Genomic DNA, 13,270 nt, shown 5'->3' with positions numbered 1-13,270 from the left:
GTCACAGCCAAAACCAATGTAAAGGTAAGCCGCTCCTAATTATTGAGGCAGCCTTTGTTTGAGCCAACTGATCAAAATATTGCTGTTCTGTGGTCGAGAAAAGTAAAACCCTTGCGCTGCCACCGTGCCAATGCTTTTTACAAACTCGAGTTGCCCGAGAGATTCAATACCCTCGCCAATCACGCGACAGTGCTTTTCTTGATGCATCTCTACAATGCCTTTTACCAAGGATTTGGTATGCCCCATATGCTCAGGTTCTTGCGTCATATTGCGCGACAGTTTCACGTACTCAAAACGCAGTGCCGGTAATTTAGCAAGCACCAGCGGTGCATCACCAAAGCTATCGACACACATTTTTACACCCAAGTTCTTCAAACGACTGATCATCGCAATTTCTTGCTCATCTAGTTCGGCAAGCATACTAGCTGGACACTCGATAATGATAGCACCGGGGCTTAACTGATGGTTGAGCATGGTGTAATCAATAAACTCGATAAAGCTTTCGCTCAACAGCTCAGCACCAAAGACATTTATACTGATGGGAACGCTGATCCCTTCCATTTTCAGTGCCAATGCGATTTCGCAAGCGCGCTCTAGTACATATTCAGCAACGGGAATAGCAAGTCCAACTAAACGAATATCATCAATGAACTCATTGGCACTTAAAATCCCTTGCTTTGGATGCTGCCAGCGCAACAGTAATTCCACAAACTCAATACTGTTATCTTCATGACGAACGACTGGATGAAAATAGAGCTCAAATTCAGATCGAAAGTTGATTTTAGCTAACTCCGACAACCTAACCTGTTGCTCCAGTCGATGAATTTGCATACGTTGTTGATACGGTACGACTTGTTGATGGCTATGCTGATGCGCTTCTGATTGTGTATCTAGCGCTAAAAACACGCAAGAAATCAGGTTCTCAAGTTGCCCCATTTCTTCATCGCAATTTACGTAACTCGCACGCATCATGATCTCTAACGTACAGCTACCAACATTGAATGGCTTTAAAGTGCTGTTTGATATTTCCTCTATCAGCTGCTCATGAAAGTGCTTACCATGCTTTAACGAACATATAAACGCAAAGTTAAGACCACCTAGATGCGCCATTTTCGCAGTTTCATTGCCATGAGTGATGGCCATAACATCACCGGATTGCAAACATTGCGCAATACGATTAGCCGATTGAGCTAACAGCAAGTCACCAAACTCACGCCCCAAATGAAAATTTACCTGCTCGAAACCCATGAGACGGACTAGCACGAGCATACAAGGGCTCCCTTCCGTTTGGCGATATTCATTAAAAGCACGTTTAAAACTTTGCCGACCAGGTAACCCCAAACTTTCATGCTCGGTGTGGTCATCATTGTGTTCTTTCAATTCAAATTCATTTGCGCTGCTATACGCTTGATAGGCAAGGAAAAGAATATACATAAACACAATGACAATTGCGCCATGCTGGGCAGGAAATGTCCATAGATATTCAGACACAGTCCACATTACCAAAGTGACTATCGCCGCAGCACTTATCAACAATAAGCCACTTTTGTGCTCCTGTAAGCCATGGAATAAATATAAGAGTATCGTCAGAGTAAGTAAATGTAATGTAGTGATATTGCCCGTAAAGGCGAGCAGTATTGCAAGTGTTGCACTGCTAAGGTGAGCCAGCTTGAGCATACCTGAGGGGCACTGCAGCATTAATGCTAACGCCCCCATTACAATGGCTCCAGCCATGCCAGCCATCATTGGCGTAATTAGTATCGCTATTCCTTCAGACAGCAATAATTCCGAGGCTCCGCCACTAGCTGTTGAAATTGAAAGCATAATTTGTTGCTTATAAAAGGATCATTACTGATTAAGTTTACCTAAGATCCACAAATTTGACAGGTCCGCTACACCAAATTGATAACTTAACTGTGCAGGATGGGTAATGCCCCATAACGCTAAGTCCGCCCGCGTTCCAACTTTCAATACTCCACGATCGCTCAACCCCAAGGCTTTCGCAGCATTAACCGTAACACCGCAAAGCGCTTCTTCCGGTGTCATTCTAAATAATGTGCATGCCATATTTAGCATTAATCGCAGTGAGCACAAAGGCGCAGTACCCGGATTGAAGTCGCTAGCGAGTGCCATTGCTACTTTGTGCTTTCTGAGCAAGTCAATTGGTGGTAATTGCGTTTCTCGTAAGAAATAAAAAGCACCAGGTAAAAGCACCGCAGTAACGTCCCCTTTCGCCATTACTTCCACACCTGCTTCATCAAGATATTCAATATGATCCGCTGAAAGCCCTTTAAACTTTGCCACCAGCTCGCTGCCATGCTGATTAGATAGCTGCTCAGCATGACATTTAACCTGTAATCCCAACTGTTGTGCTCGAGTAAATACTTGCTCAGTTTGCTGATAGGTAAATCCCACGTTCTCACAAAATACATCAACAGCCGTTGCTAATTGGCGCGAAGCAACTTGTGGCAGCATCTCATCACAGACTAAATCAATGTAGGCTTGGCTATTATCTTTGTATTCTGGGGGTAATGCATGTGCGCCCAAGAACGTGCTATGCACATCAATCGGGTGATGCTCATTAAGTAGTTGATTAATTTCTAGCAGTTTTAGCTCATTTTCAACGTCGAGGCCGTAACCCGATTTACTTTCAACCGTTGTAACCCCTTCTTTGAGTAGACTATTCAAGCGGTTCTTACCGTTAACATACAGCGTTTCTCTGTCTGCCAATCGTGTCGCCTTAACAGTACTTGCGATACCACCACCTTGCGCGGCAATCTCTTGATATGACGCCCCCAGTAATCGTTGCTCAAATTCGTTGGCCCGAGAGCCTGCAAATAAAATATGCGTGTGGCAGTCGATTAACCCTGGGGTCAACCATTGGCCATTGGCTTTATGAATAGGTGTTGCAATGGCGTCAACCTCAGGTAATTCACTACGAGGGCCTAACCAATTAATTTTGCCATCTTTAATGGCGATCGCTGCGTTTTCTATCGCACCATAAGGGGTATCCAAATTGGGATCCATAGTTGCAATATTAACATCGATAATAAGCAAATCGGCTTCTAACATCATACTTGTCCTAATCTAAATCAAATCCATATGCCAACACATTGAAAGAAACTCGCTCACTGCGAGATTTATTCATTGAGTCTATCAGGGATACTTGTATATACAAGAGAAGTGTGCCATCTTTATTTACATAAATATGAACTCGAGACAACAATTGTGCCTGAGCTTCCTAAATTTGCGCTGATAAAACAATATATTATCGATAATATTCGCGCCGCGCGCTGGCTCGAAAACGAGCGCGTACCGTCGGAAAATGAGTTAGCTGACCAATTTAATGTTAGCCGAATGACCGCAAGACGAGCACTAAGCGAGCTAACTGAAGCCGGAATTTTAACTCGTAGCCAAGGCCTAGGTACTTTTGTTGCCAGTTTTAAATCTCAGTCTTCGTTACTTGAGATCCGCAATATTGCCGACGAGGTCAACGCACGCAATGGCAAATACTCATGTACCGTACTAACGCTTGAACTTATTGCAGCAGTAGCGCCTATCGCCATTGCACTCGGTGTAGAAGCGGACGCGCCAGTCTACAGAAGCGTGATTGTACATAATGAAAATGAACAACCACTGCAAGTCGAAGAGCGCTTTGTCAATCCACAGTTGGCACCGGAGTATTTAGACCAAAACTTTGAACTGACTACCCCTCATGAATATTTATCTCAAGTCGCGCCGCTCACAGAGGCTAGACACACCGTTGAAGCTGTTATGCCATCACGAGAGGTTTGCCAGTGGCTTGGGCTTTATAATGAAGAACCATGCTTACAAATGATCCGCCGAACTTGGTCTGCAAAAGGCATTGTTAGCTTCGCGAGGTTAATTTCGCCAGGCAGTAAATATCGCTTAGGTGGTCATCTCACCTTTAAGCAAAGGTCATAACACATAAAGTGTCGCCAAACATCGCGGCAGGTAAATCAAAACGACCTGGCGGCCTAGGCTGCCATGCAATACAAATAAACTAACAACCTAGCGAAACTAAGCAATAGCTGCAACTAGACGTTTCACTTAGGTTGTATATACAACAGGAGAGAGCAGAATGAGTGACAACCCAAGATTAGACCCTAGCCGCGAGATCCGCGCGCCACGAGGTACAGACATTACCGCAAAGAACTGGCTTACTGAAGCCGCAAAGCGCATGTTGATGAATAACCTTGACCCTGAAGTTGCTGAGCACCCAAATGCACTAGTAGTTTATGGCGGTATTGGCCGTGCCGCTCGCGACTGGGCATGCTTCGATAAAATTGTCGAAACGTTAGACCGCTTAGAAGAAGATGAAACCTTACTGGTGCAATCAGGTAAACCTGTTGGCGTATTCAAAACTCATAGCAACGCTCCTCGCGTATTAATTGCTAACTCAAATTTAGTACCACATTGGGCTAACTGGGATCACTTCAACGAACTCGATAAAAAAGGCCTGATGATGTACGGCCAGATGACCGCTGGCTCTTGGATCTATATTGGCTCACAAGGCATAGTACAAGGCACATACGAGACCTTTGTAGCAATGGCAAAGCAACACTTTAATGGTGAGGCAAAAGGCAAGTGGATCTTAACGGGTGGCCTTGGCGGGATGGGCGGCGCACAACCACTCGCAGCAACTATGGCAGGCTTTAGCGCCCTCGTTGTTGAGTGTGATGAGTCACGAATCGATTTTCGTCTTAACACACGCTATGTTGACCGAAAGGCAACCACACTTGATGATGCGTTAGCTATCATTGATGAAGCGAATGCTGCTGGGCAACCGGTATCAGTTGGCCTGTTGGGCAATGCTGCGGATGTGTATGCTGAATTGGTTGAGCGCAATATCACGCCTGACGTAGTGACAGATCAAACTTCTGCGCACGATCCATTAAACGGCTACTTGCCGCAAACATGGACAATGGCTCAGGCAGCCGCGCTTCGCGAAAGTGATCCACAAGCCGTTGTAAAAGCCGCAAAACAATCTATGGCGGTGCAAGTACAAGCCATGCTAACGCTGCAATCGCGCGGGGCCGCAACAACTGACTACGGGAATAACATTCGCCAAATGGCCTTAGAAGAAGGGGTTGATAACGCCTTTGATTTCCCAGGCTTTGTTCCAGCCTATATTCGTCCACTGTTTTGCCAAGGTATAGGTCCATTCCGTTGGGTTGCGCTGTCTGGCGATCCTGAAGATATTTATAAAACAGACGCGAAAGTTAAAGAGCTTATCCCAGACGACCCACACCTTCACAATTGGTTAGACATGGCGCGTGAGCGCATTCAATTCCAAGGCCTGCCTGCTCGTATTTGCTGGGTTGGACTGAAGGACAGAGCGCGTTTAGCACGAGCATTCAACGAAATGGTCAAAAATGGAGAACTCAAAGCGCCGATTGTGATTGGTCGTGATCACTTAGATTCCGGCTCTGTAGCCAGTCCAAACCGTGAAACGGAATCGATGATGGATGGTTCAGATGCAGTATCAGACTGGCCGTTACTCAATGCCTTGTTAAACACGGCTGGCGGTGCAACTTGGGTCTCGCTGCATCACGGCGGTGGCGTTGGTATGGGCTTCAGCCAACATTCGGGAGTCGTTATTGTGGCAGATGGCACAGACGAAGCTGATGCTCGCTTATCTCGCGTATTATGGAATGACCCAGGTACCGGTGTAATGCGTCATGCCGATGCCGGCTATGACATAGCCAAAGACTGTGCAAAAGAACAAAAACTAGATTTACCTATGCTGGAAGGAAAGTAAGTATGTACTCACTAAATTTAATCCCAGGCCAATTGACTTTAAACACGTTACGAAAAATCAATCAACAGCCTGTTCATCTCAGCTTAGACGAATCAGCGAAAGCCGCTATTGCTAACAGTGCAGACACAGTTCAGCAAGTGATCAAAGAAGGGCGCACCGTTTACGGCATTAACACGGGTTTTGGCTTGCTGGCCAACACCAAAATTGCAAAAGACGAATTAGAGTTGCTACAACGCTCTATTGTACTGTCGCACGCAGCCGGTATTGGCGAGTTAATGGACGATAGTACCGTTCGACTCATGATGGTGCTAAAAATCAATTCACTCTCTCGTGGCTTCTCTGGGATCCGCTTGGATGTAATTGAATTCTTAGCAGCCTTGGTTAATGCCGAAGTCTATCCTTGCGTGCCCAAAAAGGGCTCAGTTGGGGCATCAGGCGATCTCGCCCCACTATCGCATATGTGTTTACCAATCCTTGGCGAAGGCCAGGTTCGCTATCGTGGTGAGCTTATCGATGCCATCGATGGGTTAAAAATAGCAGGACTTGAACCACTTACTTTAGCTGCAAAAGAAGGCCTCGCACTACTTAACGGTACACAAGCATCTACAGCCTTTGCGCTGCAGGGCCTATTCAGAGCTGAAGATCTTTATGCGCAAAGCTGTGTCGTTGGTTCAATGAGCATTGAAGCGGCTATGGGCAGTCGCTCACCATTTGATGCGCGTATTCACGAAGTCCGTGGTCAGCAAGGCCAAATTGACACCGCAATGGCGTTTAGAGATATCTTACAAACTCGCTCAGAAATAAGTGATGCGCATGTTGATTGTGAAAAGGTACAAGATCCTTATTGCTTGCGTTGTCAACCACAGGTGCTTGGAGCCTGTTTAACTCAGATCCGTCAAGCCGCTGAGGTGATCCTCGTAGAATCCAACGGGGTAACAGATAACCCGCTGGTATTTGCTGATGCTGGGGATATTATTTCTGGCGGCAACTTCCACGCTGAGCCTATCGCGATGGCGGCTGATAACCTAGCGCTAGCCATTGCTGAAATTGGTGCATTGGCTGAGCGTCGTATCGCGCTGCTTATTGATTCGAGCTTATCAAAACTGCCTCCCTTCTTAGTTAACAATGGCGGTGTAAACTCGGGCTTTATGATTGCGCAAGTCACCGCTGCGGCACTGGCCTCTGAAAACAAAACTCTCGCACATCCTGGCAGTGTTGATAGTCTCCCAACCTCAGCAAACCAAGAAGACCATGTTTCCATGGCAACCTTTGCGGCAAGACGCTTACAGGAAATGGCTGACAACACCCAAGGTGTACTCGCAGTTGAATATCTTGCTGCAGCGCAGGGGTTAGACTTTAGAGCGCCACTAAAGCCATCTGACAAAGTGGCTGCAGCTCAGCAAATATTACGAGCAGTCGTGAGCTTTTATGACAAAGATAGGTATTTTGCACCTGATATTGAAAGTGCTAATGCGTTATTGGGTCAAGCTGCACTGGCGCACTTGCTACCAGCACAATTCTTACCTTCAGCCTAACTCAGATTCATTAACAATCGGATGATGATAGGCAAAGCCGAGTTCGTTAATACGCTCGGCTTTGATAATACGCGCTTCTTCTTTTGACGAAGCGAAACTTGGCATCTCACTCCCTAACTTTTCACAGTGATATTGATAAAACGCCTGTCTCGTGGGGTGCGCTGGATAGCAAACATTATAAATGTCTGCAGCATCCTGCCACTGCGCGATCACGGTATTGATTGCAGTAACAACATCACCGCGATGAACCATATTCACTCTACCATTCGCTGAGCTAGACAAGGCCTTTCCTGCTACAAATCGCCCGGGTTCCCTACCGGGACCTTGAAGACCTGCTAAGCGCACAACTTTACCGCCTGCGTTAAGCACCATCTCTTCAGCAGTTCTTAATATATCAACACGTCGGTTGGCTTTATCCGCTAACTTACCTTGTTCATCATATTCACCATTTTCGGTGCTATAAACGCCAGTGGTCGAACACAATAAGAAGCCTGCTGCTGACATCTTCTTTGCAAGTAACAATGCCTGTTCTAACGTTTCTAAATAGTTACTATCGACATGCCTCGCTCTTGGTGGGATCGCACACACCCAATACGCGTTGTGTAAAGAAACTGAGTGCGCTAAGGTGCCATTTTCAGTCAAGACCAGCTGCCTTGACCAGCTATGCATCTCGCTAGCTTGGGTTCTGGTGCCTTCTATTTGCCACCCTTGCAACTCAGCTTCGCGACACAACGCTTCACCGAGCCAACCCGCGCCCAGTACCACCAGACTGCGATTTAATACTTTCATATGAATATTACCTTAACCAGGAAGTTACCTTGTATTATCTATGTAAAAGAAGTTAACGCAAACGGTGGCGTTCTCCTGTTATCTATGGTTTGATTACCGTTTGCATAAGCTAAAAATAAGAAGTGTCATGCTTGAGAATTTATCCCTTAGAAAGAAAATATTGCTGCTAATTGGCGGCACCATTTCCGTATTATTAATTATTGCATCAAGCTTTTTCGTCAGCCATATTGCAACGCTCTCTCGAGATGGAATTGAACGAGAAACGCAAAGCTATATTCAAGCTGAAAAATTGGCGATGGAAGCATTCTTTGGCCAGTACGGCAAAGTAGTTGAAACCTTTGTTTCTACGCCTCACAACATTCATTGGTTTGAAAATTATAATACCCGTGGCGCCGATCTGACTAAAGATAAAGACTATCAAGAGGTCAATGAAGACTTAGTTATAATCGCCAAAGGTGATGAAAATATTCTCTCAGCCTTTATTGCCTCAGCAAACACCGGTGAATATTTTAAAGAAAATGATCGTACATCTGCATATTCAGATGGTCGACCTTACTATGCTTATAAACGCCCATGGTGGCAGGATACGCTTGATGTAGGTAAATTGTATGTTGGTCCAATTGCAACCGATATCAATACCGGTGCGGTGTCTGCTGTGATCCGTCAACCTATCTACAATAACGGCGGCAAACTCGTCGCCATGGGTGGCGTCGACTTACAGATCAATAAATTAAACGATATGGTTGAACGTATCAAGTTTCAAGATAAAGGTTTTGGCTTTTTGCTTGATGGTGATTTAAATGTTGTGCATTTATCCAAGCGTACTGGTCATTCACTCTCTACCACAGATGAAGGCGAGAAAGGCAAAGAAGGTCTAGATGGCCTTGAATCCCAGTTTGCCAATACATCAGGCTTTGACGATCTAAACGCCACTATCAAGCGTAACCCCGTTGGCAATAGTACGGTCACGTTCAAAGGGGAAGCGTATTATGTTGTTTATGACAATGTGAAATTAGACAACCCCCTATTGGATTGGCACGTTGGCCTACTCATTCCGGTGTCGCTGATCGAAGCGCCAGTAAATGACGCCGTCATGAGCACAATCACAGTCTTGATTATTATCTTAGCCATTATCGTGGCAATGATCTTGCTCGCCACGCAAATGATCACCAAACCAATTGTAGCGCTTACCGAAACCATGCGAGACATCGCATCGGGTGAAGGCGACCTGACTAGACGTATCGATATCACCAGTAAAGATGAAGTTGGTCAACTCGCGCTGCATATGAATACCTTCATCGATAAACTTAGAGCAATGATGCTCGATACCGCAGCACAAGCTGAGCAATTAAGTAATGCTTCCGCCCAATTGCGTGAAGTTTCAAACAATACTAACAGTGAGATTCAGCGCGAAAAAGAACAGGTGGATAGCGTAAGCGCGGCAGTGACCGAGATGGCCGCCACTGTGACTGAAATCTCACGTAATGCACAAGAGACCAACCAAGCCGCTGATGTCGTGCAACGTATTACCAATGAAGGTGCAGGACGTTCCTCACAAGCCCAAGAAGTCATGACTGAACTTGCACTTCATATTGGTGAGGCCGCAAAAGTGGTTGCCGGGCTTGAACAAGAAACCAGCAACATAGGTGCTGTTATCGATGTGATTAACGGTATTGCTGAACAGACGAACTTACTGGCACTCAATGCCGCCATAGAAGCCGCCAGAGCGGGCGAGCAAGGTCGAGGCTTTGCGGTGGTTGCTGATGAAGTAAGATCGCTTGCAAGCCGCACGCAAGAGTCTACCGATGACATCCGCAATATGATCTCTCGTTTACAGCAAATTGCACAACAAGCTTCAGTGATGATGCAACAAGGTCAAGACCGCGCAGAGGGAACCGTAGAGGAAACTCAGGCCGTGCTTGATGCCTTGAAAGAAATCACGGAATCGGTCACGACAGTACAAGACCAGAGTCATCAAATTGCCACATCAACAGAGCAGCAAACCGTTGTTGCAGAAGATATTAACAATAGCCTTAACCAAATTAATGAGCTCGTTAATAGCACTGCCAACCATGCCAATGTACTGGCAGATGAAGCCCGCGACTTGAACGACTTAGCCAAGGCGCTTAACTCAACGGTCAACCAATTTAAGCTTTAATCAAACACTAAAACACGTCGCAATCGCGGCGTGTTTTGATCTGAGGCAAACCTAACCCAAGCGGTAAAAAGTACACTGACACTCTTAATAAAACTCGAGAGTGCGTATCGTGATTAATTTAACTATTTGGAATGATTCCCTTATCAACAAGTACAATATATCTGGTCCTAGATATACCTCATATCCAACGGCCTTGTCGCTTGAATCTGGCTACAGCCAAAAAGAGTTACAAGCGGCGATTACGGGCTCTAAATCTCGCTCACTCTCACTGTATATTCATATCCCTTTCTGTCATCAACTATGCTACTACTGTGGCTGTAATAAAATCATTACTCGTCATCAATCCAAAGCTGACGTTTACCTAGACTACTTAGAACAAGAAATCGCAGCAAAAGCGCCGCTATTTTCTGAGTATCGTGTAGAACAACTTCATTTAGGCGGTGGGACACCAACTTTCTTAACTAACGAGCAAATGACACGTCTAATCGAAATGCTGAATAGTGCATTTAATTTCTCTCAAAGTGCACAGCGTGGTATTGAAATAGATCCAAGATCACTTGCACCAAATATGATGCGACATCTACACGATCTCGGATTTAATCGTGTATCTTTTGGCGTACAAGATTTTAATGATGAAGTACAAGCTGCGGTAAATCGCCCACAGCATCTAGATGAAGTTCTAGCTATCTTAACGGAAGCGAGAACGCTCGGTTTTAAATCTATCAATATGGATATGATCTATGGGCTACCATTTCAAACAGTAGAGAGCTACAAGCAAACGGTTGAGCAACTTATCGCGCTTTCTCCTGATAGAGTCTCTGTATTTAACTATGCCCATCTTCCGGATAGATTTGCAGCACAGCGTAAACTAAAAGAATCCGACATGCCGAGTGCGGGAGAAAAACTTGAAATCTTTAAGCAAACACTGGAACAGATGACCTCTGCTGGGTATCAATTCATCGGTATGGATCACTTCGCCAAAAAAGACGATGAACTGGCTATGGCGCAAAATGAAGGGCATCTACATCGTAATTTTCAAGGCTACACCACTCATGGCGAGTGTGACCTGTTAGGTCTTGGTGTGTCATCCATTTCTCAAATTGGTCACATGATTTTGCAAAATGAAAAAGAGTTAAAACCTTATTATCAGGCTTTAAGTGATAAAAGGTGTGCGATCACTAAAGGGATAACTTTAAGTGGTGATGATGAAATACGCGCGGCTGTGATCAAACAGCTTATTTGTCATTTTGAGTTAGATAAAAAGGTGTTCGAGCAACGTTATGATATAAATTTTGACGAATATTTCGTTCAAGCTCTTAACGCTCTCGAGCCGCTAGCAGCAGATGGACTGGTAGAGCTGAATGAACACACCATAAAAGTTACCAGTAGCGGTAATTTATTTATTCGTATCATTTGCATGTGCTTTGATGCCTACTTACAAAACCAAATCAAAAACACCCGCTTCTCTCGCGTTATTTAACCACCTTACTCTCTCTAAGTTACCACGATCTCCCACGTTACTGTGTTTATGGTGGGAGTGAAGTGCGTCTCGCGAGATTTTATGTTTCTCAAATAGCAAAAAACCATCACATTGCTGAAACTGGCTTTGAAATACATGGTTTTTTACCGAAATTTTCATTGCAACCCATCGGCGGGTGAACCACCTCCTACGATACATGTTTATACAGTGGTAGGAGCGAGTTTACCTCGCGAGGTTTTAATTGGCTTGCGAGGTTTTCTATACCCCAAACAGCAAAAAACCCGTCGCATTACTGCAACGGGTTTCTCTTATTTGGCCCTGGCGATGTTCTACTTTCACATGGGTAATCCACACTATCATCGACGCTGTTTTGTTTCACTTCTGAGTTCGGCATGGGGTCAGGTGGGTCCAAAACGCTATAGTCACCAGGAAATTCTGTTCATCAATGAAGTCTCCCTCATCAATGTAAATCCGGAAAAAGCTATTAAATTCTTTTGTCTACTTTAGTCTATTAACTTCTGTTAGCTAAGGCCTCCATGGATGGAGGTCATGCTAGGAATTGTCTGGAACAATTCTAGTAAACCACTTTGGCGTTGTATGGTTAAGCCTCACGGGTAATTAGTACGAGTTAGCTTAATGCCTCACAGCACTTCCACATCTCGCCTATCAACGTTGTAGTCTTCAACGGCCCTTCAGTTGACTCTAAGTCAAAGTGAGAACTCATCTCGAGGCCTGCTTCCCGCTTAGATGCTTTCAGCGGTTATCAGTTCCGAACGTAGCTACCGGGCAATGCAATTGGCATCACAACCCGAACACCAGCGGTTCGTCCACTCCGGTCCTCTCGTACTAGGAGCAGCCCCTCTCAATTCTCAAACGCCCACGGCAGATAGGGACCGAACTGTCTCACGACGTTCTAAACCCAGCTCGCGTACCACTTTAAATGGCGAACAGCCATACCCTTGGGACCGACTTCAGCCCCAGGATGTGATGAGCCGACATCGAGGTGCCAAACACCGCCGTCGATATGAACTCTTGGGCGGTATCAGCCTGTTATCCCCGGAGTACCTTTTATCCGTTGAGCGATGGCCCTTCCATTCAGAACCACCGGATCACTATGACCTACTTTCGTACCTGCTCGACGTGTCTGTCTCGCAGTTAAGCTTGCTTCTACCATTACACTAACCGTACGATGTCCGACCGTACTTAGCAAACCTTCGTGCTCCTCCGTTACTCTTTGGGAGGAGACCGCCCCAGTCAAACTACCCACCAGGCACTGTCCTCAACCCCGATTCAGGGGCCTAAGTTAGAACATCAACACTACAAGGGTGGTATTTCAAGGTCGGCTCCACAGAAACTAGCGTCTCTGCTTCAAAGCCTCCCACCTATCCTACACATGTAGGGTCAATGTTCAGTGCCAAGCTGTAGTAAAGGTTCACGGGGTCTTTCCGTCTAGCCGCGGGTACACAGCATCTTCACTGCGATTTCAATTTCACTGAGTCTCGGGTGGAGACAGCGTGGCCATGGTT

The 13,270-nt window shown here is 45.6% G+C and carries 8 protein-coding genes and 2 rRNA genes (1 of these 10 running past the window's edge); 5 read left to right on the top strand and 5 right to left on the bottom strand.

Annotation, left to right across the window (positions count from 1 at the left end; translation table 11 throughout):
* Window positions 1-39 precede the first annotated feature (39 nt).
* Window positions 40-1,824, bottom strand: coding sequence for an EAL domain-containing protein (locus PPIS_RS16835; protein WP_010368950.1), 1,785 nt, complete (start codon window positions 1,822-1,824; stop codon window positions 40-42).
* Window positions 1,825-1,848: 24 nt separating this feature from the next.
* Entirely contained in the window at window positions 1,849-3,072 is a 1,224-nt protein-coding gene (hutI, locus tag PPIS_RS16830) for an imidazolonepropionase (RefSeq protein WP_010368953.1), read from the bottom strand.
* A 111-nt stretch (window positions 3,073-3,183) separates the two neighbouring features.
* On the opposite strand from hutI, the gene hutC reads away from it, so the two are divergent.
* The 3 genes from hutC to hutH all read left to right on the top strand — a co-directional run bounded on the left by hutC (window position 3,184) and on the right by hutH (window position 7,317).
* The gene (gene hutC / locus PPIS_RS16825) at window positions 3,184-3,945 is read left to right on the top strand and encodes a histidine utilization repressor (RefSeq protein ID WP_010368955.1); all 762 of its coding nucleotides are present in this window, start codon (window positions 3,184-3,186) and stop codon (window positions 3,943-3,945) included.
* A gap of 157 nt (window positions 3,946-4,102) precedes the next feature.
* The gene (gene hutU / locus PPIS_RS16820) at window positions 4,103-5,782 is read left to right on the top strand and encodes a urocanate hydratase (protein ID WP_010368957.1); all 1,680 of its coding nucleotides are present in this window, start codon (window positions 4,103-4,105) and stop codon (window positions 5,780-5,782) included.
* A 2-nt stretch (window positions 5,783-5,784) separates the two neighbouring features.
* Complete coding sequence (hutH, locus tag PPIS_RS16815; protein WP_010368959.1) at window positions 5,785-7,317, top strand: histidine ammonia-lyase; 1,533 nt, start codon at window positions 5,785-5,787, stop codon at window positions 7,315-7,317.
* On the opposite strand, the gene PPIS_RS16810 is transcribed toward hutH, so the two are convergent.
* Complete coding sequence (locus PPIS_RS16810; protein WP_010368961.1) at window positions 7,309-8,106, bottom strand: Rossmann-fold NAD(P)-binding domain-containing protein; 798 nt, start codon at window positions 8,104-8,106, stop codon at window positions 7,309-7,311. The two genes, hutH and PPIS_RS16810, sit on opposite strands and share 9 nt — an antisense overlap.
* A 127-nt stretch (window positions 8,107-8,233) precedes the next feature.
* Here PPIS_RS16810 and PPIS_RS16805 point away from each other — a divergent pair, with 127 nt between their 5' ends.
* Window positions 8,234-10,264 carry a methyl-accepting chemotaxis protein gene (locus PPIS_RS16805; protein ID WP_019647270.1) on the top strand — a complete coding sequence of 677 codons (2,031 nt, stop codon included), beginning with the start codon at window positions 8,234-8,236 and terminating at the stop codon, window positions 10,262-10,264.
* A gap of 109 nt (window positions 10,265-10,373) precedes the next feature.
* On the top strand, window positions 10,374-11,744 hold the full coding sequence (hemN, locus tag PPIS_RS16800) for an oxygen-independent coproporphyrinogen III oxidase (protein WP_010368965.1): 1,371 nt from the start codon (window positions 10,374-10,376) through the stop codon (window positions 11,742-11,744).
* A gap of 316 nt (window positions 11,745-12,060) precedes the next feature.
* On the opposite strand, the gene rrf is transcribed toward hemN, so the two are convergent.
* Both rrf and PPIS_RS16790 read right to left on the bottom strand, forming a co-directional pair.
* A 5S ribosomal RNA gene (gene rrf / locus PPIS_RS16795) occupies window positions 12,061-12,174 on the bottom strand.
* 167 nt (window positions 12,175-12,341) lie between these two features.
* Window positions 12,342-13,270 (bottom strand): 23S ribosomal RNA (locus PPIS_RS16790) (it continues 1,955 nt past the right edge of the window).

Origin of the sequence: Pseudoalteromonas piscicida (assembly GCF_000238315.3) — a bacterium.
In the GTDB taxonomy this organism is placed as follows: Bacteria; Pseudomonadota; Gammaproteobacteria; order Enterobacterales; family Alteromonadaceae; genus Pseudoalteromonas; species Pseudoalteromonas piscicida.
Note: the sequence above shows the minus strand (reverse complement) of the source record. Positions and strands in the feature narration are given on the sequence as shown.